Below are 26807 nucleotides of genomic sequence, written 5' to 3' on the forward strand. Positions count from 1 at the left end.
CGGCGGCACCATGCGCGCCGTGGCGCCGCCGCGATATCAGCGCTTAGGTCTTCTCGCAGGGCCTTCCTTCGGCTGCCCGCTCGGCGTCCACCTTAGGCGTCGAGTCCGCCCTGCTCTTCGAGCACATGCGATTGATATGAAGCATGAGATAGAAGCATTCTTCTTCAGTAAGGGACGCATCCAGCTCGTCGTGAAAGAGGCGCACGACCCCGTCGGTCGCCTCGGCGATGTCAGGGAGCTGCTCGCGCATCGATACGAATGAGCCCACGCCGCCGTCCTCAAGCGGAGCCCCCTCGAGGACGCGGTTGTACAGATACTGCAGGTGGGTAGCGAACCTGCTGAAATTGAAATCTGACCGGTTGATACAAACCCCAAGCGCGTTTTCGACGATGGCCACGCAGCGCTCGAGCACCTCGTCGAACGGCATCGAGGCCGCTCCGCCCGCATTTCCCTCCGCCTGATAGGTGCCGCCCGTAGCAAGCGCGTTGTTCGCAAAGCAAAGCGCTATGCCCGTCACCTCGGTATCCGGCAACCGCACATCGTAGGTTTTCAGCAGCCGGTTGCAGATGAAGCGGCCTATCCGGTACTCCTCGGGAAACTGCTGCTCAACGTCGTAGGAGAGCGGCATGCGGACACGAATGCCCTCGTTCATGCGCTTGATGGCAAAAGCAAGGTGATCGGCCAGGATGAAGGTGAAGTTGGGGCTCAGCGGATACGGAAGCCAATCACGTACGAGGTCCGTCATCTGGGCGGCAAATCCCAGTATCTCTCCGTTCAGCTCGTCGAGAAACGTCCAGCCCTGGGGATTTGCATCGTAGAAGGTCCGCTGGATGCGCGTCAGATCGACCTCTTCGCCATCCGTCATGAAGCCCAGGCCGCGGCCGATGGCGATAACCTGTCTGCCATCGTCGTCCCGGCAAAGCACCACGTTGTTGTTGAGCCTGCTGATGACGCGCACGAACACCCTCCCCCCGACTCCGCGAGATAAAAAAATCCCAGGGCATGACCAACCGCAACGGATTGCCGTTGATGATGCCCTGGGATTTCCAGGTGACACTCTGCGAGCATCATAAACTAATCCCACGCAGTGCGTCCAGAGTAATCAGAAACGAAATAATCGAATCTGCCGCCCCCACCGATTGGGGCGCTGGAGCGCAGCCCTTAGGCAACTAACAGGAAATACCCGAGAACGATAGCGCCGAGCACGATACGGTAGACGCCGAACGCGATGAAGGTGTGCTTGCGCACGAAGCCCATGAGCCATTTGATGGCGACAAGCGACACCACAAAGGCCACAAGGCAGCCGACGCCCATGATGGCGAGCTCGCCCGTGCCAAACGTGCCACCGTCCAGCACTACGTACTTGACGAGCTTGAGCGCGCTCGCGCCGAACATCACGGGGATGGCCAAGAAGAACGTGAATTTGGAGGCCACCGAGCGCGTGCAGCCGAGCAGCAGGCCGCCGATAATGGTCGACCCGGAGCGCGACGTGCCGGGGATGAGCGAGAGCACCTGGAAGCAACCGATGCCAAATGCGGTCTTTACAGGCAGGTCCTCCACGCGGGCGATGGCACCGAAGTCCGTATCATCTGCGAAGTCAGAGGCATCGGCAGCCGCCGGCGTCGCAAAGTGCGCACCCGCCGGGCGTCCGCCCGGCACCGTCGAGGCCGCCGCGAGACGCGCAGGAAGCGCGCGCTTGCGCCACAGCTCGATAGCGATAAAGGCGATGCCGTAGACGATGAGCGCGAGCGCCACCACCGTACCGTTATAGAGGTGTTCCTCCATGAAGTCGTCGAGGGGGATGCCGATGATCGCCGCCGGCAGGCAGGCGAGCACGATCTTGCCCCAGAGAGCCCACGTGGCGCGGCGGCCCTCCTTGCCCTTGCGCGGGCTAAAGGGGTTGAGGTCGTGGAAGAACAGCACGCAGACGGCAAGGATGGCGCCGAGCTGGATCACGACGAGGAACATGTTCATGAACTCGGTGGAGACGTTCAGCTTCATGAACTCGTCCACCAAGATCATGTGGCCCGTGCTCGAGATGGGCAGCCACTCGGTAATACCCTCTACCAGCCCGAGGAACGCCGACTTAAGCAATTCGATGGGATCCATACGCCTCCCCTATCGCAGCAACAACCGTGCCGCTCGCCCGGGCGCGCCATCACGGCGCCGGCAACGCGGCTGCAAGCCATTATCGACCCGGCCGCGCGACGTCCGGCGCTCAGAGTTCCACGTTCACGGAAACATAAGAACGGTTGCACGCATTAGGGGTATAACGTCGGCAGGTAACCGCTGGCGGCGCAGGGCCGCCGCACGATAGAGGGAGGCTCGTATGAAGGAAGGCTATTCGAAGGTGTTCGTGGCGCTCGACGGCACCGAGCAACAGGATTTCGTTCTCGCGCGCGCCATCAAGGTTGCGGCGAACAACGGCGCCAAGCTCATCATCGGCCACGTTATCGACTCGACGGCGCTCGAATCCGCCGGCGCCTACCCGGCAGACCTCGTCAAGGGGCTCGAGGAGGCGTTCCGCAACTCCATCGCGGCGCAGGTCGAGGAGGCCAAGCAGAATCCGGATATCGCCGAGGTCGAGATTATGATTCGCGCCGGGCGCATCCGCGAGACGCTCAAGGACGAGATGCTCGATGTGGTGGAACCCGACCTCGTAATGTGCGGCGCCCGCGGCCTGTCGTCGATCAAGTACGCCCTTCTGGGTTCAATCTCGACGTTCCTGCTCCGCTCCACCGAGTGCGACATCCTCGTCGTCAAGTAGCGAGCCTGCCATCGGGCAACGCACGTGCCGGCGCATGCCCAAAGAGGGCGGATGCTCTGGTTTCTCGCCGAGAGGGGCGCCCACGCGTCCCTCTCTTCGTTTTTACCGGCGCGCACCGCGGCCGCACGGCAGCCACCTGGCGCCGCGCCGCCCCTATTCGAAATACTGGAACTTGTTGGTAGAGAACCGCAGCGTCACGGTAAAGCCCGCGCCCGGCGCGCTCGCCGCCGCGATGGATACGCCCATCTTGTCGCAGAGGCGTTTGACGAGGTAGAGGCCGATGCCCGTCGAGCGCTTGCCCGTGCGCCCGTTCTCTCCCGTGAACCCCTTCTCAAACACGCGCGGCAGGTCGGCTTCTGACACGCCGCAGCCGTTATCGGCGATCTCGAGCTCCACGGCCTCGGTCGCGCGCCCCGCGTCCACGAGGCGGCCGGAGAAGGTGATGGTCGGCCGTTCTGCCGCTGCATACTTGACGCTGTTCTGCACAATCTGGCCGAGGATGAACTCGATCCACTTCTCATCCGTAAAGACGGCGTAATCGAGCCCTCGCTCCACCGGCGTCACGTGCGCGGCGATGAGCGCAGGCGCATTTGCCTTTAGCGCGGCGTTGACCAGCTCTTTGAGGTTGTACTTGCGGATGAGGTAATCGCGGTCGACCGCCTCGGAGCGCGCGTAAAAGAGCGCCTGCTCGATATAGCCCTCGACACGCCGCAGCTCATCGCCCACCGCCGTCAGCCGGTCATAGTCGATGGCGCCCCGGGCGTCGTCTTCGAGATTCTCGAGCATCAGGTGCGCGGCGGCGAGAGGCGACTTGGCCTCGTGCACCCAGGTCTCGATATACTCGCGGTACTCCACGAGCTGCCGGCGCTGGGCCGCCTCGTCATCGTTGGCCGCCTTCGCGATCGCCCGCAGGGCATCGTAGACGAGTGCGCCCTCCAAGAAGTCCGGGCGAGCGACGATCTCGGCCACCAGGCGCGGCTCGACGTCGCCCTCGGCCGCCGTGGCGAGGTCTTGATAGAACGCGCGCTTGCGCAGGTAGGAGACGGAGCCCGCCGCAATTGCCGCAGCCACGAGCGCCGCAGCGACGAGCACCACGATGTACGGGTTTGTCCCCGCCGCCACCAGGACAAAGAGGACGAGTGCGTCGCCCACCGCCAGCGCGCCCCACACGAGCAGCGTGTCGCGCAGATAGGACCCCACGCTCATACGCGCCCCCTACACCGCATACCCGCGGCCGCGGTGCGTCGTGAGGTATCCCGAGACGCCGATCTTCTCGAGCGTGGCGCGCAGGCGGTTGATGTTGACGGTGAGGGTATTGTCGTCCACAAACGCGTCGGAATCCCACAGGTCGCGCATGAGAGCCTCGCGCGAGACGATGGTGCCGGCACGCCGCATGAGGAGCGCCAGAATGCGCATCTCGTTTTTGGTGAGCTCGACCTCGCCGCCCGCCGCGCGCGCGACCGAGCGCGAAAGATCGAGGGTGAGGCCGTTGTGCTCGAGCGTGCTTTTGCCCTCCGCATCCGAGGTGCGGCGCAGAAGCGCCTGGATGCGCGCCACGAGCACCCGGGCGCGATACGGCTTGGCGATGAAATCGTCCGCGCCCATGGTCATGCTCATGACCTCGTCGATCTCGGTCACCCGGCTCGTGAGCACGATAAGGGGGACATCGGAGGAGGCCCGGAGTTCTCGGCAGATAAACTGGCCGTCGGTGCCGGGCAGGGTGAGGTCGAGCAGCACGAGTGCCGGCTGGGCGGCGATGATGTCCTCGACCACGTGGTCGAATGCGGTAGCGGCAGCGACCTCAAAGCCGTTGCGCTCGAGCACCTCCACGAGTTCGCCGCGGATCGCGGCATCGTCTTCTACCACATAGATGAGCGCCATGTGACCGCCTTTCTTGCCGGGGCTCCGCAGGTCTTACCAAAACGCTGCCGCGTCACCCGCGAAGCTTCTCGTACCCCGCTACCAGCAGGTCCACGAGGTCGTCTGCCGGGACGTCGGGCGCATCCCCGGCCGCCACTACCCCGTGCTCGTCGGAGAGGAGCAGAAGCGCACCCGCGCAGGCGCCGGCGAGCGCCCGATACGGCAGCGCCGGGTCGCGCTCGATGCGCACCCCGCGCGCCTCTGCCAGCTGCGCCGCCAGCGAGGCGACGCCGGCAAGCGGGTCCTCGGCACCCACCCCTAACACGAGCGCGCCGGCGCGGTGGGCGGCAAGCACCTCGGGGGCAACGCCGGTGCGGTCCGCCTCGCGATGCGCGTCGAGCGCGCGGTAGATGAGCGCCTCGCGCGCGGTCGAGGCGAGTCGCTCGTACGGGCCGGTCGACATCGCGGCCTGGCCCGCCGTATCGATGACGAGCATGAGCACGCCGTCGTCCGGCACGGCAACCGTCGTGTCATCGGCAAGCGACCACTCGACGTGCTGCTTTGCCCACGAGAGAAGACCGCGGCCAACCGGCGCGCCCTGAATGCGGCGCGCTGCCAGCGCGCGGATATGACGGTTGAGAAGCGGTACGCGCCGCTTCGTGAGGCGCCACCGGCAGACGAGCGCGGGCTCGCCCAACTCAAAGCCGCTCTCCGGCGCACGGGCCGCATCGCACGCCGCCTGCGGGGGTACCGCGCACCGCCCCTCGCCGGCGTCTGGGGTCTTGTCCGGCTCCATATGCTGCTCCTTCTGCTCAGGCACCCCACGGTCCCTCCGATGCAACAAGCGCCCCAGGCCAACGGACCCGGGGCGCCTTGCCTGGCATCGGTTGGAGGCGCTTGGCGCCGCAAACGTTAGTGACGGAAATGGCGCGTGCCCGTAAACACCATCGCGATGTTGTGCTCGTTGCACGCCTCGATGGACTCGTCATCGCGCACCGAGCCGCCCGGCTGGATGATGGCGGTCACGCCGTGCGCCGCGAGCACGTCGACGTTGTCGCGGAACGGGAAGAACGCGTCGCTCGCGCAGGCGAAGCCGCCCTTCTCGACGCCCATGCGGTCGCAGGCGTCCTCCGCGCGCTCGCATGCGAGCAGCGCCGAGTCGACGCGGTTGGGCTGCCCGGGCCCCATGCCGATACCCGCCTCGTTCTTGGCGATGAGGATGGCGTTGGACTTGACCGTCTTCACGACGCGCCACGCAAAGAGCAGATCGCGCATCTCGGCATCGGTGGGCTTGCGCTCGGTGGGATAGGTAAAGGTCGCGGGGTCCTCCTCGACGGTGTCGACCTGCTGCAGCAGCATGCCGCCGTCTACCGAGCGGACCTCGAGGCGCGCGTGGCCCTCGGCGCCGCCGGTGGCGAGCACGCGCAGGTTGGCGCGCTTGGCAAGGCGCTCAAGCGCCTCGGGCGTGTAGCTCGGGGCGATAAGGACCTCGACGAACTGCTTGTTCTGGTCGGCGAAGTGCTCGACGAGCGAAAGCGGCACCTCGCGGTTGACGGCGATGATGCCGCCGAAGGCGCTCTTGGGATCGCAGGCGAACGCGCGGTCGTAGGCGGTCGTGACATCCTCGGCCACCGCGGAGCCGCACGGGTTCTGGTGCTTCAGGATGACGACGGCCGGATCGTCAAACTCGCGCACCGCATTCCACGCGGCGTCGGCATCGAGGAAGTTGTTGTACGAGAGCGGCTTGCCCTGAATCTGCTCGGCACCCACGAGCGGGTTGGCGGAGGAGCCGTTGACCGAGAACTCGTCGGCAAAGCGGTAGACCGCCGCCGCCTGATGCGGGTTCTCGCCGTAGCGCAGGTCCTGCGTCTTGGCAAGGTTCACGACGAGCACCTCGGGCGTCTGGAAGCCCTCCTCGCCTGCGGCGGCGGCAACGGCGGGCTCCTCGGCGGCGAGGTAGTCGTTCAGCCACGTGGAGATGGCGGAGTCGTAGGCCGCGGTTCGCGTGTAGACCTTGGCGGCGAGGCGGCGGCGCGTGGAGCGCAGCGTGGCGCCCTCGTGCAGGCGCATCTCCTCGAGGATGGCGTCGTAGTCGGCCGGGTCGCACACCACGGTCACCGCATCGTTGTTCTTGGCGGCGGAACGCAGCATCGACGGGCCGCCGATATCGATGTGCTCGATCGCATCGGCAAACGTGACGTCGGGCGCGGCGACGGTCTTCTCAAACTCGTAGAGGTTCACGACCACGAGGTCGATGAGCTCGATACCGTGCTCGGCCGCCTGCGCCATGTGCTCTGCGGAGTCGCGGCGCGCCAGCAGAGCGCCGTGCACCTTGGGGTGCAGGGTCTTCACGCGACCGTCCATCATCTCGGGGAAGCCGGTGAAGTCCTCGATGGGGGTGACGGGAACGCCCGCGTCCTCAATCGCCTTGGCCGTACCTCCCGTGGAGATGACCTCGACCCCAAACTCATCCACCAACGCGCGGGCAAAGTCAACCACGCCCGTCTTGTCGGTCACCGAGATCAGCGCACGCGCGATCTTCCGCTCCGTTCCCATATGTCCTCCTCGCCCTTACCGACCCGCCCTGTGCGATGTCGCGAAAGCAGTCTCTTAAATGTAGCGCAACCGCGCCCCAGCCGCACCTCAGAACGTGCCGCCGCCTCCGCCGCCGACGCCTCCGCCGCCGCCAACGGAAAAACCGCCGCCGAGACCCTCCGCCGAAGCGTCTTGAGCGCTCGCCGCGAGCGACGTCGCCCCCTCAAACGAGGAGTCCGTCGTCTGCCACAGTGATGTGCGGTACCCATGCCACGGCCAGAACCACCACATGAGCGGATAGGGATAGTCAAAGCCGTCAGCCGTGGCCGTTGCCGCGGCATACCCGCTCGCCGCGGCGGCCCCCACCGGCTCGGGGCTCGCCGTGATCCGGCGCAGCACGCCCTCGTCTACGCCTACCGCCACCGCGGCGATGAGGAGGCGCCGCTCTTCCGCACGCGCGATACCCAGCAGCTCGCCGCGCTCAGCGGTCGTCTCGATCCAGGCGCGAAACGCCTCGCAGCGCGCCTTGAGCTCTGCGCCCGCCTGCGTTGCGGTGCGGCAGGTATAGGCGACGATGAGCGCCCCGACCAAGAGGGCAAACCCGATGCAAAACGGCGCAAACGTCGCCGCGTCCGTCATGATGAGCAGGATGAGCGACGCCGCAAAGAGCACGCCCGAGCCGATGGTGGTCGCCGTCTTGAACCCCGCCGTCGAGGCAGTGAGCTCGCGCGCCGCAAGCTCCCGGGTGACGGCGTCGGTAAACCCGCTGATATACGCCTGCATGCCGAGGGCATCGTCCGTCTCGCCCAGCTTCGCCATGTCCACCTTGGTGCGCCCGTCGCGGAAGCAGAGTCTCAGCGCCGCCGCGTCGATGCCCGACCCGGCGAGGTGCGCCGCGTTTTCGAGCGCGAGCACGTAGTGCGGCCGCTTGGCTTCACCTATAAGGCCGTCCTCTGGACCGCGCGCCTCCACCCGCACCGCGCCCTCGTCGGTGAGCTTCATCAGCGTGACGGTAAAGGCGCGAGCGCCCACGTTGCCGTCGTCCATAAAGGCCGCGAGCACAGCGGGATGATCGCTCGAGGGGATCTCGGTCAGAAACTGGTCGGTAAACGAGGGCTTGGGCGACCGGCCGCGCGTGGCGCGATAGACGAGCACCGCGACCAAGAGCACCGCCGGCAGGGCCACTTGGGCGATTCCGCCTCCCTCGGTGAGGGCGCGCTGCTGCTCGCGGCGGGCCTGGGCGTCCGCCGCCCAGGTTGTCTCCTCGTCGAGGATGGCCTGCATGCGATCGGTCGACCCCGCATCCCCCACCGCCGCAAGGCCGGCGACCCATGCCCGGGGAAACGCAACGCGCACCTCGGCAAACGAACCGTCGCGCACCTGCGGCACCATTGCCGTCACCGAGGGTTCGGATGCATCGAGCGCAATCTCGCCCGCCTCATCGCTATGGCCCCAGGCGCGGAAGGTCTCACCGACCTCCGCCGGCGCACCGGACGCCGCGGCAAACCGCACCGTGAGCGAGACGTTCTGCGCGGGCTCATCCCAATCGGGCCCCACAAACTGCCAGTAGAGCTCGGCGGTGTCCGCCCAAGCCATAACGGCGCCCGTGAGCGTGTAGGTGAGGCGGAAGGTGGCCTCGGTGTCCTCCCCATGGGGCGCAAAGAGCTGGATGCGCAGGCTGTCATCCTCCTCGGCCACGGTAAAGACGCCGTCGTCGCCCGGCTCCGCCTCGCCCGTGCGCGCAAGCTCGCGCGCAGAGCCGTCCTCCACGAGCGAGGCCTCAATGGATGCGACGTCCACCCATGAAGGGCGCCCCTGCTCGTTCTGCATGATGGGAACGGTCCAGAACACGCCGTTGACCTCGTCGTCGAAGGCAAAGGTACGCTCCTCGGTTATGTTGAGCGCGCCGTCCGCCCCCACCACCGCGTCGATAACGACGCGCGGCATCTCGTAGGCACGGGCAGAAACAGGACGGGCACACGCCAGCGCGGCGATAAGAATCGCGAGCGCGAGCCAGATCCGGCGCTGACCCCGTCCGCCTCGGAGCCATCCCGGCTGCCGGCCCGTCGCACGCCTCGTCGTCATAGCGGCTTCCCTTCTCTCGGCGTCGTCTCCCCTATTCTACCGAGACGTGCGGACACGCGTGCGTGCATACCGCGAGCGCGCAGCGTCCCTCGGACGCGCGGGCGCGCGTCCCGCCCCGCGCCCAATTGCGACGAAACGGTGAGTCTCGCGTGAGGGAATTGTGGATGCGTTTGAACGCCCGCAGACGGGTATACGAACAGTGCGACTCGGAAACGCATTCGATACCTACGACGCGGGAAGGAACACCATGGCGCTCACCGATCAGGTTACGTCCGTTCTCAACGAGCAGATCAACAAGGAGCTCTACTCCTCCTATCTGTACCTCACCTTTGCCGACTACTACGAGGACCGCGGCCTCAAGGGCTTTGCCAACTGGTACGAGATTCAGGCTAAGGAGGAGATGGACCACGCCATGGCCATCCGCCGCTACCTCCTCGACAACGACTTCACGCCCACCATGGAGGCCATCGCCAAGCCGGACAAGACGTTTGAGAACGATCTGGCCCCGCTCGAGGCGGGCCTCGAGCATGAGGAGTACGTCACGAGCCTCATCCACCACTGCTACGAAGTGGCCCATGAGGTGCACGACGTCCGCACCATGAAGTTCCTCGACTGGTTTGTGAGCGAGCAGGGCGAGGAGGAGACCAACGCCCGCGACATGATCACCAACATGAAGCTCTTCGGCTGCGATCCCAAGGGTCTCTACGACCTCGATCGCGAGTATCAGACGCGCGTCTACACGCAGATGACCGCGCTTCCGCTGTAGCCTCCCTTCCTTAGCGGGGGCGGTTCCCCCCTAACCGCCCCCGCACGGTTTGTCCCCCCCCTTTTCCAGGAGCCCCCGGGTATGCAGGCCCGGGGGCTCCAGCCGTTTGTGGGCCGGCGCCCGGCTCGCCCTTAGGTATGACGGTGCGCTTCTCTGGCCGTGAGCGTGGCGGCTCCCCTATACTCTCTAACCATGAGTAGCTCATCCAACATAGTCGGGCGCTTTGCCCCCACGCCTTCCGGCCGCATGCACTTGGGCAACATCTACGCCGCACTCGTGGCGTGGCTATCGGTCCGCAGCGCCGAAGGGCGCATGGTGCTGCGCATAGAGGACCTCGACCCGCGCACCCAGTCGGGGCCGTGGACAGACTACTTGCTCGCCGACCTGCACTGGCTCGGCCTCGATTGGGACGAGGGACCCTACTACCAGCGCGACCGTGTTGAGGCGTATCATGCCGCCCTCGACCAACTCCGCGACGCTGGCCTGCTCTACCCGTGTTTCTGCACACGCGCGGAGCTCCACGCCGCAAGCGCGCCCCATGCAAGCGACGGCACGCCCATCTACGCGGGCACGTGCCGAGACCTCTCCCCCAAAGAAGTCGCGCGGCGCTCCGCCGCGCGCCCCGCGGCGCTGCGTCTTATGGTGCCTGGCGAGAATGATCCCGCGGGCACGATTTCCTTTACCGACCGTGTCTTTGGCCCGCAAACCGAGGTCCTCGCCCGCGATTGCGGCGACTTCCTCGTCCGTCGCAGCGACGGTGTCTTTGCCTATCAGCTTGCCGTGGTGGTTGACGACGCGCAGATGGGCGTCACCGAGGTGGTCCGGGGACACGACCTGCTTAGCTCCTCCGCGCGCCAGATCTATCTGCAGCGCCTGCTTGGCTACCCAGAGCCCGCCTATGCCCATGTGCCGCTTCTGGTCGCCCCCGACGGACGCCGCCTCTCCAAGCGCGACCGGGATCTCGACATGGAGGGTCTGCGCGAGCGTTTTGGCACACCCGAGCGCCTGCTAGGGTGGGTCGCCGGCGTGGCGGGCCTTGCGCCGGACACCGAGCCGCGCAGCGCTTGCGAGCTGGCTGAGCTCTTCAGCTGGGACCTCGTCCGTGCGCATCGCGGCGACATCGCAGTAACAACCAGCGACTCTTGTCAGTAACCAGCAGGTCTTTTCAATAAGCGCCTCTTCGGCGGACAAAAATGACAAGAGTCGCTGGAAATGAAATGAAGCGCAGGCGGGAGCGCTCAACGTGTGCGCAGAAAGCGCGCCGCTACGCTACGTGTTGCCCCTTTGCCTGGAGCACGATATTGCGAAGCTCTTCCGAGCGCGTCCAGCCATGGGTGTGAGCGCGCTCATCTACAAATGACATGAGGGATACGGGGAATCGCACGGTATAGGGCCGAACTTCTTCAGAGGCAAGCGATGGCCTTCCTCGGCGAGGTTTACAAAGCGTCTTTTCGTCCCACGTGTCCTCTTCGTACGACTTTCCACGCGCATCGGCTTCGGCCTCGGTCATCCCAATGCTCTGCAGCAGCCTTTCATCGCTCATGAAAATCACTCCAATCCCAATTCACGGCGTGCTTTGGGCGTCGGCGGTGTAAAGGCATGCCAAATAACCCAGTCGCCGTTTTCGTTTGCCCTGCCCACCATTTCGATAAGCCTTCCGCGCGTATCACAACCAACCGCAAGATATTCAAATGGCCTTGCATCAGAACGTGCCGCCGAAACAATGGCGTGCTCCCAAGCATGTGCAACGTCCTCAGCTCTCAGTTCGGGATGGCGAGCATGAATCCTTTCCATAATAAATACCATATGCCTGCTCCTTTATTGTAAGACAATATTTAAAAGAGCGCATGCCCCCCTCCGTCCTTTCTCTTGCTGCGGCCAGATAACGAAAAACGCCCGCCTCCCAGCAGGGAAACGGGCGTATCAAATTCGGCTGGCGGAGAGCTGGGGATTCGAACCCCAGATTCCCTTTAGGGGAATACTCGCTTAGCAGGCGAGCACCTTCGGCCTCTCGGTCAGCTCTCCGTTAGCAGCAAAACATAATACCGTACTTACCGGGCGCAATACAAGCCGCGCGCAGAACTTTCCCAAACGCACGCAATGCAACAGGCTGCAACAGGCTGGTTTTATTGGGCCGTTTAGTTTGCGCAGTCGCTATGCATACCGGCGCTAGGCGTCGGCCAGCAGGCGCGAGAGCTGCTCGCCGTCCGGCTCATAGGGCTCGCGCACGCCGCGGCGCAACATAAAGGCGTCGTTGCCCTTACCCGTCACCACCACGACGGCGGGGCGCTTGGCCCCCGCCACCGCCTGCGCGATGGCCTGCGGCCGGTCGAGCACGATCTCCCACGCATGGTTGCCCTCGGCCTCAACCGCCCGCGCGATGGCCTCGCAGATGTCGGCCGGGTCCTCGGGGCCAGGGTCGTCCTCCGTGATGATGATACGGTCGGCGAGCTTGCCCGCTGCGGCGCCCATGGTGTCGCGGCGGTCGAGCCCTTTGCCGCCCGTCGCTCCAAACACCACCGTGAGCTCGCGGTCGGGATAGCTCTCCCGCATCTCGCTAAGCAGCGCCGTGAGGCTCATGCCGTTATGCGCGTAGTCGACGACGCCCACCACCTGGCCCGATGCGCTGGGGTACACCTCCATGCGCCCGGACACGCGCACATGCGCCAGGCCCGCGACGATATCCTCCGCCTCAGCGCCCAGCGCCACGGCGCACGCGATGGCGCCCAACGCGTTGGCAAGATTGAAATACGCCGGCGTGGGCAGCGTGAGGTCGCAGGCAAAGCAAGGTGTTCGCACGGTTGCGGCAAGCCCCTCCGCCGTGCGCTCCCACCGCTCGAGGTAGATATCGGCCCCCTCGTCGACGAGCGAGTACGTGAGCACGCGCTCGCAGGAGGCGGCCGCCTCGCACACGCGCATCGCCACGCCCATGTCGAGGTTGACGACCGCGGTGCGGCAGTTACGGAAGAGCATGAGCTTGCTGGCGAGGTAGTCCTCCACCGTGGGGTGCTCGATGGGCGAGATGTGGTCCTCGGCAAAGTTGGTAAACGCGCCGACGGCAAACTCGACGCCCAGCGTGCGGTGCAGCTTGAGCGCCTGGCTCGACGCCTCCATCACCAGCACGTCGCGATCGGCGGCGACGGCGTTGGCGATGCGCCGCTCGAGCTCCGGCGCCTCCGGCGTGGTGAGAACGCTCTCGCCGGCCTCCACCCCATCGTCATAGGTAACGCCCGTGAGGTACGCCGGGTCGTGCCCGCCTGTGCGCCGCGCCCGTGCCGCCAAGATGCTCCGCAGGTAGAACACGCTCGTGGTCTTGCCCTTGGTGCCGGTGAAGGCACATACCTTGATGCTGCCCGAGGGGTGGTCCCAGGCGGCGTCGGAGAGGATGCCGAGAGCGCGGCGGATGTCGCGCGCATGGATAAACGGCACGCTCACGCCGAGGTCCCGCTCTGCGATGTAGGCGACGGCGCCCTGGGAGATGGCCTCGACCAGATACGCGCGCTTAAACGATGCGCCCTTGCAGATAAAGAGCGTGCTGGGACGCACCGCCTTAGAGTCGCACGACACCCAGCGGATGGGCAGGTCCGCCAACGCGGTGCCTCCGCCCGGCTCTGCGACGAGCGCGTCGTGCGCGCGCAGAATCTTGAGATACTCGCCCAGCGATCGAATCCTCTGCGATGCAGCCACCGTACCTCTCCCCTCTTGCCCCCGGCAATCTGATGCCGCCGGCGGCCCGCCTGGCGCGAGTCGACCGGCAGCGCGCGGCGCCCGCCCGTGCAGCCGGGGCGGACGCCCTCACTCTGCGAGCTACCTTACCCTTGCAGCAGCTCCCGGGCAAGACTCAAATCGCTTTTGACCTCGGGATACTCATCACCGCGGTGCTGCCTGGTCTCGTCGCCCTTGGCAAGCAGGAGCACAATGGACGGCTGCGTCTCGGCGAGCGCCTGGGTGAGCGCATATGCCACCGCCTCCTCACGGTCGGGCATGACCCTATAGGCGACGCCTTCCGGCGTGTGGGCGGCGAGCTCGGCGCAGATATCCTCGACGCGCTCGTGCGCGGGATCCTCCTCGGTGTAGATGATCAGGTCGGCATAGGCCCCCGCCACCTGCGGCAGCACGCGGCGGCGCTCCTGCGCCTTATCGCCCGGGGCGCCAAACACCGCGACCACGCCGCGGCCGGGGTACTGCCGCTTGACCGATGAGAACAGCATCTTGAACGAGAGCTCGTTGTGCGCGTAATCGACGAGCGCGAGCACGTGCCCGTCCGCCGAGCCCAAAAGCTCCATGCGCCCGGGGATGCGCACCTGGGAGAGGCCGCGGGCGATGGCATCGTAGCCGACGCCCATAAGGCGGGCGATGGCGCAGGCGGCAAGCGCGTTGTCCACGTTAAAGAAGCCGGGCACGCCGACGGTGAGGGCATGACGGGCAAGCGTGCCATCTGAAGCGCGCTCGCCCACGGTAAAGGCGATACCCTCCTCCGAGGCGCGAAGGTCCTCCGCCACGAAGTCGGCAGGCCGCGCGCCCTCGACGGACACCTCGGCAGACCGGCCCGCCGCGCCGCCAGAGCCCTCGGCCGGCGCCGCTGCGTCGTGGACGGTGTGCAGCGTGACCACGCGCGCCGCACCGTCCTCGGCTGCGGCGAGAATCTCGTCCGCCCGATCGCTGTCGAGGTTGACCACGGCGGTCTCGCATTGCCCGAATATGCGGAGCTTGCTCGCAAAGTAGTCCTCAAATGAAGGATGCTCGAGCGCCGATATGTGATCGCGCCCGATGTTGAGGAAACAGGCGATATCGAACGACAGGCCGCGCACGCGGTCGTACTTGAGGCCCTGGCTCGACACCTCCATCACCATGGCGCGGCGGCCCGCGTCGACGGTGTTGCGCAGATGGCGCCAGAGCTCGGGCGCCTCGGGCGTGGTGTTATGGCTTTCAAAATGCTCGACGCCGTCGTCTGCCTCGATGGAGCCGAGGACCGAGGCCTCGACGCCCGCCGCGGCAAGGATGGCGTGCAGCATGTAGGCGACGGTCGACTTGCCCTTGGTGCCCGTGATGCCCACGACGGTGAGCGCGCGGTCGGGATGGTGGTAGATGACGGGCGCCACCGCCGCCATGGCACGGCGTACGTTTTGCACCGAGAGGTGCGGCACCCCGGGCGCGACCGCGACAAGGTCGCGCAGGCCCTCGTCGTCCTCGGCCAGATAGGCGCAGGCGCCGCGTGCGACCGCGTCGGCGAGATAGGAGGGCTTAAACGCACGCCCCTTGCACACAAACAGGTTCCCGGGCTCCACGGCGCGCGAATCGACCGACATCCCGCGTACGGCTACGAGCGGGTCGGCGACGGCGCGCACGGCGATATCCTCGGCAGCCAGCGCCTGCGCAAGGTCGAAAAGGGTCACAGGGGCGAGCGGGGCGGCAGCACCGGTCTTAGGCATGGCATCCTCCTTGCCGGGACGCCCCCAACGCCCTCAGCGTAGTCGTGTTGTTGCAACAGTCGTTCTCACCATACCCAAGAGCGAACTCAAACGGCACTTCGCCAAGAGTTTTTCTTTCGGCGGCGCGTTTTTGCCCCCGGTCGCGGTACGCCCACTAACAAGCGGCGAGAAGCGCCGCGACCGCGGGCAGGCTCACGCGCGCCTTCACCCGCGACCTTGGCTAGGTCTGGCCCTGAAAGCAAACGGCCCGCCGAAGCGGGCCTGCGGTGCTATTCGTCGATAAAGTAGCGCTTGTACCAGATGAGGAACGTGAGCGCGGTGTAGATCTTGCGCTGATTTAGGGCCGTACCGGCAAAATGCTCGTCCAGCATCTTCATCAGCGCGTCGGTGTTGAAGAACTCCGCGGCCCATGGCGCCGTGAAGTACTCCTTCACGTAGTCGTAGTACTTCTGCTCGCGTAGCCAGAACTTGAGCGGGACGGGGAAGCCCTTCTTGGGGCGCGTCGCCCACTCGTCCGGCAGGCAGCGATTGGCCGCATGGCGCAGCACCTGCTTGTTGCCGTGCTCGTTCACCCGGAAGCGCGCGGGCACGTGCTCGGCGAACTCCATCACCTTCTTATCGAGGAATGGTACGCGGAGCTCGAGCGAGTGCGCCATGCACATCTTGTCCGCCTTGAGCAGGATATCGCCCGGCAGCCACATGTTCATATCGAGGTACTGCTGGCGCGAGAGCGGGCAGAAGTTCTTGACGCGGTCGTATACGGGCTGGCAGAGCTCGAAGGCGTCGGGGCCGTCCGAATAGGCGGGCGCGAGCACCTCGTCCGCCTCGTCCTTGCGGTAGACGTACGCCTGGCCAACAAACCATTTCTCGGGCATCTCGGCGCCCTTGAGAAGGAAGTTCCGCCCGTGGAAGTAGGGCTTATCCGCCACAAAGTTGCCGAGCGCCCGGCGGATACCGCGCGGCACCAGGCGCTTGTACCGGGCGATGGAGGGGACGTCCTCGTAATAGGCGTAGCCGGCGAAGAGCTCGTCGGCACCCTCGCCCGAAAGCACCACCGTGACGTCTCGCGCCGCCAGCTCGGCCAAGAACCACAGAGGCACGCTCGAGAGGTTCGACTGCGGCTCATCCATGTGGTATTGGATCTGGGGCAGGGCGCCAAAGAAGTCGTCGGCCGTAATCATCTTGCGGACGTTCTTGATGCCGAGCTTGTCGGAAAGCTCGGCCGCGTAGTTCGTCTCGTTGAAGTCCTTATAGTCGAAGCCGACGGAGAACGTCGTGTCCGGCATAAGGCAGGCGGCGATGTAGCTCGAGTCCACGCCGCCCGAGAGGAACGAGCCCACCTTGACGTCGGCGATGCGGTGCGCGGCGACGCTCTCGTGCACCACCTTGTCGCACTCGTCCACGTACTCGTCGAACGTCTTGGAGTTGTCGTCCGAGAAGTCGGCGTCCCAGTACCGGCGGACGGAAAGGCTGCGCGTGGCGAGGTCATAGGTGAAGCAGTGCGCCGCCGGCAGCTTATACACGCCCGCAAAGAACGTCTCGTCCGTCACGGGGAACTGGAACGTGAGGTAAGGACGCAGCGCCCGGTGATTGACCGCCTTGACGAAATGCGGGTGGTCGAGGAAGCTCTTGATCTCGCTACCGAAGAGGAAGTCCCCGGTGTCGGGCCGGCCGTCGCGCCCGTCGGCAAGATAGTAGTAGAACGGCTTGATGCCAAAGATGTCGCGCGCGCCGAAGAGCTTGTGGGCGCGGGCGTCGTAGACCACAAAGCCGTACATGCCGCGCAGGCGATCGACGAGGCTCTCGCCCCATGCCTCATACCCGTGGACGAGCACCTCGGTATCGGCGTTGCAGTGGAAGGTGTAACCCATACCCTCGAGCTCGGCGCGAAGCTCTTGGAAGTTGTAGATCTCGCCGTTGAACGTCACAAAGACGCTTCCGTCGGCGTTGCCCATGGGCTGGGCGCCCGCCTCGGTAAGGTCGAGAATCGAGAGGCGGCGGAACCCGAGCGCGACCTCGTCGGTCAAATGACTGCCGCCCATATCGGGCCCACGGTGCACGATACGCGCCATCATGGCGTCGAGCACCTCTTGACGGTTATCGATCTGGCCGGTGAAGCCGACAAATCCGCACATGGCAAACCCCCAGTGGAGCACCCTCGCGGGCGCATGAGATTACCTGGTTCGCGCCGGCTTGCCCCGCTTGCGGCGGGAAGCCGTCGCGCATATCGAACCAAATCAGGGTACCACGACCATCAGGAGCTGCCGAAAGGTGCATGCAATCTCCGCGCTGGGGCAACCGCTCGCTTACACGCCCGAAACGACACGGCAACGAGCCGCACGCCCGGCGGCCCCCGGCGCATGGGCCCCGGACTCGCGTTCCCGCGCGCGGCCCTCATTTTCCCGTGTGCGGGAATGCCACTCCTGCATCCCCAAGACAGGTCAAAAGTGGCATTCCCGCACACGGCAACAAAGCCGAGGGACAGAAGGTGCGGGCGGTACGGACAGGGGGCTCGGGGGCGCCGGTAGCAAAAAGGCGCCGCCGACTCACACGAATCGGCGGCGCCCGCGCAAACAACGCTATCGGTGCGGCGCTATGCCGCTGCCCGTACGGCCGCGCGCGGCGAGCGCGCGGGGGTATCGGACAAGCTACTCGGCGGCCTTCTTGCCCTCACGGGCCGCAAGGGCGGCACGCACCTTGGCGGCCTTCTCGGGGTCCATGGCGGCGAGCTTGGCCTCCATCTTCGCCTGGCGCTCGGCCTCGGCAGGATCTGCGGCAGCGGGGGCCTCTGCGGGCTTCTCCGTCTGGGCGGCATCCGTCGCGGGTTTGGCCTCGGCATCGCCCGCAGCCTTAGCGGCCTTCTTAGCCGCAGCAGCCTTCTTGGCCGCCTCCACGCGGGCCTGCTGCTCCGGCGTCAGCTCACGCTTGGGCTTCGCGGCGGCACCGGCGGCACCCGCCTTGGCGGCACCGGCCTTCGCGGCGGGCTTTGCCGGCATGTCCTTGTGCAGCGTTATGGTCGAGAGCTCCTCGGTGGGCTCCGTCGGCCAAAGCCCCATGGAGAGGCAGTTCTTGGGGCACTCGTAGGTGCAGCTCGCGCAGCTGATGCACATGTACGGCTCGAGCTTCCAGTCGCCGGCCTTGCGGTCGACGGTGATGGCGCCCACCGGGCAGGCGCGCTGGCACATGCCGCACAGGATGCAGGTGTCGATATCGCACTCAAGATGCCCGCGCATATGCGGGAAGAGGTTCTCGATATCGCGCTTCTCGTAGGGGTAGCGCACCGTCACCGGCTTGTGGAACAGCGAGCGGAGCGTCATCTTGCCCAGTTTGAAAGTTCCCATTACCGGCCTACCTTTCCGTGCAGCTGATGCACGGGTCGATCGTGAGGATGATCATCGGGACGTCCGCCAGGTCGACGCCCTGCAGCGCCTTCACCAGGCCGCCCAGGTTCTGCGAGGTGGGCGTGCGCAGGCGGAAGCGGTCGAGGTACTTGGTGCCGTTGCCGCGCACGTAGTAGAACGCCTCGCCGCGGGGCTGCTCGAGAAGCACGTGGCTCTGGCCCTCGGGCACAACCTTCGCCTTGGACTTCTGGCCGATGCCGTCGTGCGGAATCTTGGAGACGAACTCCTTGATGATGTCGATGGACTGGATGACCTCCTGGGCGCGAACCTTGCAGCGCGCATAGCAGTCGCACTCGGTGGAGATGATGGGCTCGAAGTGGTCGAGGTCACCGTAGGCGCCGTAGCCGGTCGTGCGCATGTCGTGCACGAGGCCGGAGCCCTTGGCGAAGGGGCCGACCATCGAGAGCTCGGTCGCCTCCTCGTAGGAGATGACGCCCACACCGCACAGACGGCTCTTGACCGACATGTCGTTCATCATGGTGTCCATGATCTCGAGGTAGTCGCGCTTGATGCTGTCGAGCTTGTCGCAGATGCCCTTGAGGTCGGCGTCGTCGATGTCGTGCGCAAGACCGCCCACCACGAGGATGGACAGGATGATGCGGCCGCCGCACGTGCGCTGGAAGATGTCGAGGATGTTCTCGCGCAGGCGCCAGCAGTGGTTAAAGAGCGCCTCGAAGCCGAAGGCGTCGGCAAGAAGGCCAAGCCACAGCAGGTGCGAGTGGATGCGCGTGAGCTCCTCGAGGATGTCGCGGATGTAGTCGACGCGACGCGGGACCTCGATGCCGAGGAGCTTCTCGGTGGCGCTCACGTAGCCGTAGCCATGGCCGTGGCTGCAGATGCCGCAGGTGCGCTCGGCGATGTAGACAAACTGGTTGTAGTCGCGCTTCTGGGTGAGTTTCTCCAGACCGCGGTGGATGAAGCCGATCTGCGGGATGGCCTCGACGACCTTCTCGTCCTCAACGACGAGGTCGAGGTGGATGGGCTCCGGCAGCACCGGGTGCTGCGGGCCAAACGGGATGACGGAACGGGTTGCCATGCTTACTCACCATCTTTCTGCGCGGCCTTGGCAGCCTTGGCGGCAAGCGCGGCGCGAACCTTAGCGGCCTTCTCGGGGTCCATGGCGGCGAGCTTGGCCTCCATCTTGGCGGCGCGCTCGGCCTCCTTATCGGCGTCAGAGCGCGCCTCGGCTGCCGGGTCGGGCTTATCGCCCACAGAGCCGGCGCTCTTGCCGGCGGCGACGGCCGCTTCCTTGGCATCGGCGGCAGCCTCCGCCTCAGCGGCCTGCTTCTCCTCGGCGGCCTTGCGCGCCTTGGCGGCCGCGGCGGCGCGCTGCTTGGCGAGCTTCTCGCGCTCGGCCTTCATCTCGGGGGTGATGACCGTCATGGGCGCTTCCTCGGCCACGTTGAAGAAGTGACCGCCAAAGTCGAGCTTCATGTTGATGAAGTGCACGCCAAACAGGTCGTGGGTCTCGTTCTCGTAGCTGAACGCGGCAAAGTACAGCTCCTGGATCGAGGGCACCTCGGTGTCCTCGCCGATGCCGTACACGCAGAGGTTGAGCGCGTTGTCGCGGACCTCGTCGTAGAACGTATAGAGCAAATCGGTGCCGGCCTCGGTGGTCTCGCCGCACATCTGCACGAAGCGGAAGCCCTCGTGCTTGAGCGTCTGCACGCGGGCGAGCAGCTCGACCAGCGGAATGTCGACAAACTCGGTGGTATACATCCGCCCCTCCTTATCGATTCTTCTCGGCGGCGCCCATCTTGGCGGCCTTCTCGTCCAGGATCTTCACAGCCTTGAGCACGGCGTCGATGATGGTCTCGGGGCGCACAGCGCAACCCGGCGCGTACACGTCGACGGGAATGGCCTTGTCGGCACCGCCGATGACGTTGTAGGCGTCCTTGAAGACACCGCCCGTGCAGGCGCAGATGCCGCAGGCGACGACCACCTTGGGCTCGAGCATCTGCTCGTAGATGTGCTTCACCACGTTGACGTTTTGGTGGTTGATGGCACCGGTGATGAGGAAGATGTCGGCATGCTTGGGGTTACCCGTGTTGATGATGCCGAAGCGCTCCACATCGTAGAGCGGCATCATCGAGTCGAGGACCTCGATGTCGCACCCGTTGCAGCTCGACCCGTCGTAATGGATGAGCCACGGAGATTTAGATGAAAAGCTCATAGCTGCGCTCCCTTAGATGAACGGGGTGATGAGGACGTAGAACAGGTTCACGACGCCCACCACGAGCGCCACGAGCCACGCGCCGGACAGGCAGTTCTGCCACTTCATGCGCGCGAAGTTGTTGTCGATGAAGACCTCGAAGAACCACGCCGCCAGCGCCATGACGATGCCGAGCACAATCGACAGCGGGTTGTCCCACACGAAGAACATACCGACCCACATGAGGAAGAGCACGCTCTCGCACCAGTGCATGATCTCGACCTTGGCGAGCGTACGGCCCGTCATCTCGGTCGTGATGCCCTTCACGATCTCCTGGTGCGCATGGTGGCTGTAGGAGAGATCGAACGGCGACTTGCGCAGCTTGATGGTGAGGATGAAGAGCAGGCCCAGGAAGATGGGCAGCAGCGGGAAGATGATGGGAGAGTCGATCTGGAAGAGGCGCGCCACATCGAAGGACTGCGTCGCGGTGAAGAAGCCGACCGTCATTATCATGAGCATGGGCTCGTAGGACATGACCTGCAGGCACTCGCGGTCGGCGCCGGTGTCGGCGTAGGGAGAGCGCGCCGAGTAGGCCGCAATGACCATGAAGAGCGTCGCCAGCGTCACGAGGAAGACGCAGAGCAGCAGGTTGGAGCCGGAGATGAACATACCGCCGGCGAGGATGGCGAAGATGAGCGCGCACGTGACGTAGGCCTCGTCGACCGCGTTGACGCTCGCCTCCTCCTTGCCCATGAGCTTGCGGACGTCATAGTACGGCTGGAGGATGCGCGGGCCCACGCGCCCCTGCATGTGCGCGGAGATCTTGCGGTCGCAGCCGTCGAGCAGACAGCCCAGGATGGGCGCAGCGATGGCGAAGACCACCACGCCGGCGAGGATGCCGGGAAGACCCGGGCCGACGAGCAGCACCTCGCGCTCAACGAAGAACGAACCGCCCACGAGGAACGGCACCGCGAGGATGAAGCACGCGGCGAAGCCCATGATGATGATCGAGGTGCAGATGATGACGCCCGCGAGGGTGAGCTTGTCCTCGGGGAAGACGTCGGTCATGTACCAGTTGCGCTTGGTGGACGTCATGGTGCGGCCCATGGACGCATGGTACTTGCGGCTGTCCGGATCGGTGCACTGGCCGCCCAGGTAGACGGCGACGCGGCGCTTGTCGGTCGCGCGACCCCACGGCGTCAGGAGCACGATGGCGATGAAGACGACGATGGCAGCCATGATAAGCAGGTTATCCACACCGATGAGCTGCGGCATGGTCTGGTAGACACCCGCGAGGTACGGCCCCACGACCGCCTGCGAGATGACCGGCAGAAGCACGCAGCAGCCGAGAAGGAGCACGGAGATGAAGCCGATGGCGGCCCACTCGCTCTTGTGAACGCCGCCCTCGACGTTCTCGGCCTTCTGCGCCACGCCGGCGAGCTTGCCGAGCCACTTGGCCCAGAAGAAGAACGTCGCGGCGGAGCCGAAGGCGAGCAGGATCAGGAAGAAGATGTTGCCGGTCTCGGCGAAGGAGACGAGCGTGGCCCACTTGGAGATGAGCATGCCGAAGGGCGCCACGAACATGCCCATGATGCCAAGCATCATGAAGCGGGTGAGGCGCGGAAGACGGCTGAAGAGGCCGTCCATGTCCTCGATGTTGCGGGAGCCGATGCGGTGCTCGACGGTACCGACGCACAGGAACAGCACCGACTTGGAGACCGTGTGGAAGATGATGAGGAAGATGGCCGCCCAGACCGCCTCGGCGGTGCCCACGCCCGCGCAGGCGGAGATGAGGCCGAGGTTGGCAATCGTGGAGTAGGCGAGCACGCGCTTGGCGTTGCTCTGCGTGATGGCCATGAACGAGCAGAGGGCGAACGTGATGCCGCCGATGGCGACCACCATGGCGGACGCCGCCGGGTACACGAGGTAGATGGGCGCGAGCTTGACGAGCAGGAACACGCCGGCCTTGACCATCGTGGAGGAGTGGAGCAGCGCCGAGGTGGGCGTGGGCGCGACCATGGCGCCGAGCAGCCAGCTGTGGAACGGCATCTGCGCCGCCTTGGTGAGGCCGGCCACGGAGAGCAGCATCACCGGCACGATGAGTGCGGGAGCCACATAGGAGTTGGCGACGACGGGAAGCGATGCGAGCGACATCGGCAGGCCCCAGAGATGGATGATGATGAGCGCCACGAGGAAGGCGACGCCGCCGATCATGTTGAGGATGATCTGACGGAAGGAGTTCCGGATGGCCTCGGGCGTGCGGGTGTAGCCGATCATGAGGAACGAGCACACCGTGGTGATCTCCCACCCGGTGAACATCCACTCGAGGTTGTCGGAGAGCACGATGACAAACATCGCCGACAGGAACAGGAACATGAGCGCTGCGAAGAAGTGACGGCGATCGGGGGCGCCGGCGGGCTCATGATGCTGGAAGTCCTTCATGTAGCCCAGGGCGTACACGCAGATGGCGCTGCCCACGAGGCCCACGATGAGGACCATGATGACGGAGAGCTGGTCAAAATAGACCGGCGCGGTGAGCATGTGCTCGGCACCGTGCGGCAGGGTGAGGTTGGCGAAGTAGATGACGCCGACCGTCTGCACAAGGCCGATGACGAGCGCGAGCTTGTTCTTGTAGCGGATCGAGAACCAGAGGATCACCGCGCAGAGCACGATGTCGACCGCGGTCATCACGATAGTGATGATGAAGCTCGTCTCCTGCGGGAGCTCATAGACGGTGTAGCCGCTGAGCAGGTGCTGGAACGCGAACAGCACAGACGCGACGCCCGTGATGCCCGCTGCCGCGACGGTGATGACCGCCCGCTGGCTCTCGCTCCTAAAGAGCATGAGCGCGACGGCGGCCACCAGAGGAGCGGCGACGAGAAATGCGATGAGACCCATAGCTTTCCCCTCTTGACCTGAGATTCGGGCGCCCCTGCGCCCGAGCCGATATCTGCAATATTGTAGCCGATATGTCTTCACCCTTCTTTCACAATGGCAGGGATACTGCACTTCGGTATCGGACACCCCTCGAACCAGCCGGGAGCGGGGATGCGACGAGTCGGACGGATCGCATGTCCCTCCAGCCTAGAGGATTACGTGGGCGGACGGCGCGCCCGAGCGGAGAAGGGAGAGACGGCATGCAATCTGCGGGTTTTCTCCCCGCAGCCCTAGACACTGAGTTGCCGGCCCGCCCCGTGCGCGCCCGCACCAGCCGCGGCGGTCCGCAGGGTACGTGTGCAACGATATGGTTACAACAGGTTGCGCTTTAGTTAGATAAAGAGTATGCTGCCGTCGTTCGCTTTACTACTTTAGTTTGCTAAAGTGCTTACGGGAAGGACCTCACCATGGCATACTTCACCTCTCCTCTCGACCGTCGCTCGTTTGTCCGTCTCGGCGCCTGCGCCCTCGGCTCGGCGGTACTGCTCGCCGGCTGCTCGGGCGGCCAGACAGCCCCCGCCGGTTCCGGCGCTGCCGCGGGATCGGCGCCTGCCGACGCCGCCGGCGACGACACGAGCGCCGTCGCCACGGGCACGCTCATCGTCGGTTTCGACCAGTCCTACCCGCCCTACGGGTTTGTGGGCGATGACGGCGAGTTCACCGGCTTCGACCTCGACCTCGCCCAAGCCGTTGCCGACAAGGAGGGCTGGGAGGTGCAGCTCGAGGCCATCGAGTGGGACGCCAAGGACGCCCTTTTGAGCTCCGGCGCCATCAACTGCATCTGGAACGGCTTTACCATGGAGGGCCGCGAGGACGACTACACGTTCTCGGAGCCGTATATGCTGAACGGGCAGGTCGTGGTCGTGCGCGCCGACAGCGGCATCACCAGCTTTGACGACCTCGCCGGCGCGACCGTCATCACCCAGATCGATTCCGCAGCGCTCGACGTGCTCGAGGGCGACCAGGCCGACCTCGCCGCCACCTTTGCCACCCTCGACACCATCGGCGAGTACAACACCGCCTTCATGCAGCTCGAGAGCGGCGCCGTCACCGCCGTCGCCTGCGACCTCTCCATCGCCGAGTACCAGATGGCGGCCAACCCCGACACCTATGTGCAGCTGCCCGAAATGCTCTCGGAGGAGCACTACGCCGTCGGCTTCAAGAAGGGCGACACCGCCACCGCCGACGCGGTCACCGAGGCTCTGCGCGAGCTCGTTCAAGACGGCACCGTGGAGGAACTCTGCGAGAAGTACGCGGACTACGGCATCTCGTTCGACAACTGGGTCCTCGCCTAGCGCGGCCCGCGACCCCTCGAAAGGACGAATAGCGTGTCGTTTGCGACCATGCTCACCATGCTCACCGATGGCTTCCTCGTGAGCCTGCAGATTTTTGCGTTTACGCTGATCGGCGCGGTGCCGCTCGGCATCGTCGTGGCGCTGGGGCGCATGAGCCGCATCGCGCCGGTGCGCTGGATCGTGCGCATCTATATATCTATCATGCGCGGCACGCCGCTCATGCTGCAGATGTTTGCCATCTACTTTGCGCCGTACTACGTGTTTGGCATCCAGCTCACGCCGGATTCCAAGTGGCAGGCAACCATCGCGGCGTTTATCGTCAACTACGCGGCGTATTTTGCCGAGATCTACCGCTCGGGCCTGCAGTCGATCCCCCGTGGCCAATACGAGGCGGCCGAGGTGCTCGGCTACACGCGCGTCCAGACGTTTGCCTACATCGTGCTGCCGCAGGTGGTCAAGCGCATCCTCCCCGCCATGGGCAACGAGATCATCACGCTCGTCAAGGACACGTCGCTCGCGTTCTCCATCGGCGTGGCCGAGATGTTCTCCACCGCCAAGGCGCTCGTCGCCTCGCAGGTGAGCATGGTGCCGTTCGCCGTCGCCGCGGCGTTCTACTGGGTGTTCAACTTTATCGTGGAGCTCGTTCTCGGGGCGGCCGAGAAGCGCCTCGCGTATTACCACGACTAGGGGGCGCTATGAAACCAGTTATGACGCTTACCGGCGCCCGCAAGGCGTTTGGGGCCCATGAGGTGCTGCGCGGGGTGTCGCTCGCCATCGCGCCGGGCGAGGTCGTCGCCATCATCGGACCGTCCGGTGGCGGCAAGTCGACGCTTCTGCGCTGCGCCACGCTGCTCGAGACGCTCGACGGCGGGTCGCTCGCCTTTGGCGACCTCGCCGTGGCGACAGATGCGGGTGGACGCGCCGCCTACGCCGGGCGCGACGTCCTCAAGCAGGCGCGCGGCCGCTTTGGGCTCGTCTTTCAGAACTACAACCTGTTTCCGCACCGCACCGTCTTGCAGAACATCGCCGACGCCCCCGTGCGCGTGCAGAGGCGCAACCGCACCGAGGCCGACCGCGCCGCGCGCGAGCTGATTGCCAAGATGGGGCTCACCGGCTGCGAGGACAAAGTGCCCTGCCAGCTCTCGGGCGGGCAGCAGCAGCGCGTGAGCATCGCCCGCGCGCTCGCCATGAACCCCGAGATCCTCTTTTTTGACGAGCCCACGAGCGCCCTCGACCCCGAGCTCACCGCCGAGGTGCTGCGCGTCATCAAGGCGCTCGCCGCCGAGCACATGACCATGGTGATCGTCACACATGAGATGAGCTTCGCGCGCGAGGTGGCCGACCGTGTCGTCTTTCTGGACGGCGGCGTCATCGTCGAGGAGGGTCCGGCCGCACAGGTTATCGACCATCCCCGCGAGGCGCGCACGCAGGCATTCCTCTCCAAACTCGCCGAATAAGCGCTGCGGGCGCCCTCGCGGGCGCCCTCCCCGAGGAGTGCTTTTCTTCCGTTTTGGCGCATCTCCTCAAGACCCCTGAAAGAGCAGAAAACCACTCGCGGGCGTGCGCGGTGCGCGCCT

22 protein-coding genes and 1 tRNA gene are annotated in these 26807 nt (G+C 65.5%); 6 read left to right on the forward strand and 17 right to left on the reverse strand.

Going from position 1 to position 26807, the window contains the following annotated elements:
• Positions 1 to 43: 43 nt before the first annotated feature.
• Together B5F70_RS03400 and B5F70_RS03405 are read right to left on the reverse strand one after the other, a co-directional pair.
• Positions 44 to 958, reverse strand: a complete 915-nt coding sequence (locus B5F70_RS03400) for a PRD domain-containing protein (protein WP_158094921.1) — start codon at positions 956 to 958, stop codon at positions 44 to 46.
• Positions 959 to 1161: 203 nt separating this feature from the next.
• Positions 1162 to 2109 carry an undecaprenyl-diphosphate phosphatase gene (locus tag B5F70_RS03405; protein ID WP_087204166.1) on the reverse strand — a complete coding sequence of 316 codons (948 nt, stop codon included), beginning with the start codon at positions 2107 to 2109 and terminating at the stop codon, positions 1162 to 1164.
• Between the two features lie 220 nt (positions 2110 to 2329).
• Here B5F70_RS03405 and B5F70_RS03410 point away from each other — a divergent pair, with 220 nt between their 5' ends.
• Positions 2330 to 2767, forward strand: coding sequence for a universal stress protein (locus B5F70_RS03410; RefSeq protein WP_087204167.1), 438 nt, complete (start codon positions 2330 to 2332; stop codon positions 2765 to 2767).
• Positions 2768 to 2920: 153 nt separating this feature from the next.
• Here B5F70_RS03410 and B5F70_RS03415 read toward each other — a convergent pair whose 3' ends face one another.
• From B5F70_RS03415 to B5F70_RS10735, 5 genes are all read right to left on the reverse strand, one after another.
• Complete coding sequence (locus B5F70_RS03415; protein WP_087204168.1) at positions 2921 to 3973, reverse strand: sensor histidine kinase; 1053 nt, start codon at positions 3971 to 3973, stop codon at positions 2921 to 2923.
• 9 nt (positions 3974 to 3982) lie between these two features.
• Positions 3983 to 4648 (reverse strand): response regulator transcription factor, encoded by a 666-nt coding sequence (locus tag B5F70_RS03420; protein WP_087204169.1) that lies wholly within the window; start codon positions 4646 to 4648, stop codon positions 3983 to 3985.
• A 52-nt stretch (positions 4649 to 4700) separates the two neighbouring features.
• A complete protein-coding gene (locus B5F70_RS03425) occupies positions 4701 to 5423 on the reverse strand; it encodes a hypothetical protein (protein ID WP_241145890.1) in 723 nt (240 codons plus the stop codon).
• A 116-nt stretch (positions 5424 to 5539) separates the two neighbouring features.
• Positions 5540 to 7183, reverse strand: coding sequence for a bifunctional phosphoribosylaminoimidazolecarboxamide formyltransferase/IMP cyclohydrolase (gene purH / locus B5F70_RS03430; protein WP_087204170.1), 1644 nt, complete (start codon positions 7181 to 7183; stop codon positions 5540 to 5542).
• 87 nt (positions 7184 to 7270) lie between these two features.
• A complete protein-coding gene (locus B5F70_RS10735) occupies positions 7271 to 9247 on the reverse strand; it encodes a DUF2207 domain-containing protein (RefSeq protein WP_087204171.1) in 1977 nt (658 codons plus the stop codon).
• 247 nt (positions 9248 to 9494) lie between these two features.
• On the opposite strand from B5F70_RS10735, the gene B5F70_RS03440 reads away from it, so the two are divergent.
• Together B5F70_RS03440 and gluQRS are read left to right on the forward strand one after the other, a co-directional pair.
• Positions 9495 to 10013, forward strand: coding sequence for a ferritin (locus B5F70_RS03440; RefSeq protein WP_087204172.1), 519 nt, complete (start codon positions 9495 to 9497; stop codon positions 10011 to 10013).
• A 192-nt stretch (positions 10014 to 10205) separates the two neighbouring features.
• On the forward strand, positions 10206 to 11165 hold the full coding sequence (gene gluQRS / locus B5F70_RS03445) for a tRNA glutamyl-Q(34) synthetase GluQRS (protein WP_087204173.1): 960 nt from the start codon (positions 10206 to 10208) through the stop codon (positions 11163 to 11165).
• 396 nt (positions 11166 to 11561) lie between these two features.
• On the opposite strand, the gene B5F70_RS03455 is transcribed toward gluQRS, so the two are convergent.
• From B5F70_RS03455 to B5F70_RS03500, 10 genes are all read right to left on the reverse strand, one after another.
• Positions 11562 to 11819: a hypothetical protein gene (locus B5F70_RS03455; protein ID WP_087204174.1), complete on the reverse strand. Its 258-nt coding sequence runs from the start codon at positions 11817 to 11819 to the stop codon at positions 11562 to 11564.
• A 128-nt stretch (positions 11820 to 11947) separates the two neighbouring features.
• A tRNA-Ser gene (locus B5F70_RS03460) sits at positions 11948 to 12038 on the reverse strand.
• A 144-nt stretch (positions 12039 to 12182) separates the two neighbouring features.
• A complete protein-coding gene (locus B5F70_RS03465; RefSeq protein WP_241145891.1) occupies positions 12183 to 13700 on the reverse strand; it encodes a UDP-N-acetylmuramoyl-L-alanyl-D-glutamate--2,6-diaminopimelate ligase in 1518 nt (505 codons plus the stop codon).
• A gap of 125 nt (positions 13701 to 13825) precedes the next feature.
• The gene (locus B5F70_RS03470) at positions 13826 to 15445 is read right to left on the reverse strand and encodes a UDP-N-acetylmuramoyl-L-alanyl-D-glutamate--2,6-diaminopimelate ligase (RefSeq protein WP_087204175.1); all 1620 of its coding nucleotides are present in this window, start codon (positions 15443 to 15445) and stop codon (positions 13826 to 13828) included.
• Between the two features lie 269 nt (positions 15446 to 15714).
• Positions 15715 to 17580: an asparagine synthase (glutamine-hydrolyzing) gene (gene asnB, locus B5F70_RS03475; protein ID WP_087204176.1), complete on the reverse strand. Its 1866-nt coding sequence runs from the start codon at positions 17578 to 17580 to the stop codon at positions 15715 to 15717.
• 513 nt (positions 17581 to 18093) lie between these two features.
• A complete protein-coding gene (locus B5F70_RS03480; protein WP_087204177.1) occupies positions 18094 to 18786 on the reverse strand; it encodes a 4Fe-4S dicluster domain-containing protein in 693 nt (230 codons plus the stop codon).
• Between the two features lie 7 nt (positions 18787 to 18793).
• Positions 18794 to 19882 carry a nickel-dependent hydrogenase large subunit gene (locus tag B5F70_RS03485; protein ID WP_087204178.1) on the reverse strand — a complete coding sequence of 363 codons (1089 nt, stop codon included), beginning with the start codon at positions 19880 to 19882 and terminating at the stop codon, positions 18794 to 18796.
• Positions 19883 to 19884: 2 nt separating this feature from the next.
• The gene (locus tag B5F70_RS03490) at positions 19885 to 20565 is read right to left on the reverse strand and encodes an NADH-quinone oxidoreductase subunit C (RefSeq protein WP_087204179.1); all 681 of its coding nucleotides are present in this window, start codon (positions 20563 to 20565) and stop codon (positions 19885 to 19887) included.
• Positions 20566 to 20575: 10 nt separating this feature from the next.
• On the reverse strand, positions 20576 to 21019 hold the full coding sequence (gene nuoB / locus B5F70_RS03495; RefSeq protein WP_087204180.1) for an NADH-quinone oxidoreductase subunit NuoB: 444 nt from the start codon (positions 21017 to 21019) through the stop codon (positions 20576 to 20578).
• Positions 21020 to 21031: 12 nt separating this feature from the next.
• Positions 21032 to 23896, reverse strand: a complete 2865-nt coding sequence (locus tag B5F70_RS03500; RefSeq protein WP_087204181.1) for a proton-conducting transporter membrane subunit — start codon at positions 23894 to 23896, stop codon at positions 21032 to 21034.
• Between the two features lie 446 nt (positions 23897 to 24342).
• Between B5F70_RS03500 and B5F70_RS03505 the strand changes: the two genes are divergently transcribed.
• The 3 genes from B5F70_RS03505 to B5F70_RS03515 are packed head-to-tail and all read left to right on the forward strand — an operon-like array spanning position 24343 to position 26687.
• Positions 24343 to 25230: a transporter substrate-binding domain-containing protein gene (locus B5F70_RS03505; protein ID WP_087204182.1), complete on the forward strand. Its 888-nt coding sequence runs from the start codon at positions 24343 to 24345 to the stop codon at positions 25228 to 25230.
• 33 nt (positions 25231 to 25263) lie between these two features.
• A complete protein-coding gene (locus tag B5F70_RS03510) occupies positions 25264 to 25917 on the forward strand; it encodes an amino acid ABC transporter permease (protein WP_087204183.1) in 654 nt (217 codons plus the stop codon).
• Positions 25918 to 25925: 8 nt separating this feature from the next.
• Positions 25926 to 26687, forward strand: coding sequence for an amino acid ABC transporter ATP-binding protein (locus B5F70_RS03515; RefSeq protein WP_087204184.1), 762 nt, complete (start codon positions 25926 to 25928; stop codon positions 26685 to 26687).
• Positions 26688 to 26807: the final 120 nt, after the last annotated feature.

Origin of the sequence: Collinsella sp. An268, from assembly GCF_002159765.1 — a bacterium.
GTDB lineage: Bacteria > Actinomycetota > Coriobacteriia > Coriobacteriales > Coriobacteriaceae > Coprousia.

Coding starts and splice junctions, on each gene's coding strand:
- B5F70_RS03405 (WP_087204166.1), bottom strand. CDS start 2,109: ATGGATCCCATCGAATTGCTTAAGTCGGCGTTCCTCGGGCTGGTAGAG.
- B5F70_RS03410 (WP_087204167.1), top strand. CDS start 2,330: ATGAAGGAAGGCTATTCGAAGGTGTTCGTGGCGCTCGACGGCACCGAG.
- B5F70_RS03415 (WP_087204168.1), bottom strand. CDS start 3,973: ATGAGCGTGGGGTCCTATCTGCGCGACACGCTGCTCGTGTGGGGCGCG.
- B5F70_RS03420 (WP_087204169.1), bottom strand. CDS start 4,648: ATGGCGCTCATCTATGTGGTAGAAGACGATGCCGCGATCCGCGGCGAA.
- B5F70_RS03425 (WP_241145890.1), bottom strand. CDS start 5,423: ATGGAGCCGGACAAGACCCCAGACGCCGGCGAGGGGCGGTGCGCGGTA.
- purH (WP_087204170.1), bottom strand. CDS start 7,183: ATGGGAACGGAGCGGAAGATCGCGCGTGCGCTGATCTCGGTGACCGAC.
- B5F70_RS10735 (WP_087204171.1), bottom strand. CDS start 9,247: ATGACGACGAGGCGTGCGACGGGCCGGCAGCCGGGATGGCTCCGAGGC.
- B5F70_RS03440 (WP_087204172.1), top strand. CDS start 9,495: ATGGCGCTCACCGATCAGGTTACGTCCGTTCTCAACGAGCAGATCAAC.
- gluQRS (WP_087204173.1), top strand. CDS start 10,206: ATGAGTAGCTCATCCAACATAGTCGGGCGCTTTGCCCCCACGCCTTCC.
- B5F70_RS03455 (WP_087204174.1), bottom strand. CDS start 11,819: ATGGTATTTATTATGGAAAGGATTCATGCTCGCCATCCCGAACTGAGA.
- B5F70_RS03470 (WP_087204175.1), bottom strand. CDS start 15,445: ATGCCTAAGACCGGTGCTGCCGCCCCGCTCGCCCCTGTGACCCTTTTC.
- asnB (WP_087204176.1), bottom strand. CDS start 17,580: ATGTGCGGATTTGTCGGCTTCACCGGCCAGATCGATAACCGTCAAGAG.
- B5F70_RS03480 (WP_087204177.1), bottom strand. CDS start 18,786: ATGGGAACTTTCAAACTGGGCAAGATGACGCTCCGCTCGCTGTTCCAC.
- B5F70_RS03485 (WP_087204178.1), bottom strand. CDS start 19,882: ATGGCAACCCGTTCCGTCATCCCGTTTGGCCCGCAGCACCCGGTGCTG.
- B5F70_RS03490 (WP_087204179.1), bottom strand. CDS start 20,565: ATGTATACCACCGAGTTTGTCGACATTCCGCTGGTCGAGCTGCTCGCC.
- nuoB (WP_087204180.1), bottom strand. CDS start 21,019: ATGAGCTTTTCATCTAAATCTCCGTGGCTCATCCATTACGACGGGTCG.
- B5F70_RS03500 (WP_087204181.1), bottom strand. CDS start 23,896: ATGGGTCTCATCGCATTTCTCGTCGCCGCTCCTCTGGTGGCCGCCGTC.
- B5F70_RS03505 (WP_087204182.1), top strand. CDS start 24,343: ATGGCATACTTCACCTCTCCTCTCGACCGTCGCTCGTTTGTCCGTCTC.
- B5F70_RS03515 (WP_087204184.1), top strand. CDS start 25,926: ATGAAACCAGTTATGACGCTTACCGGCGCCCGCAAGGCGTTTGGGGCC.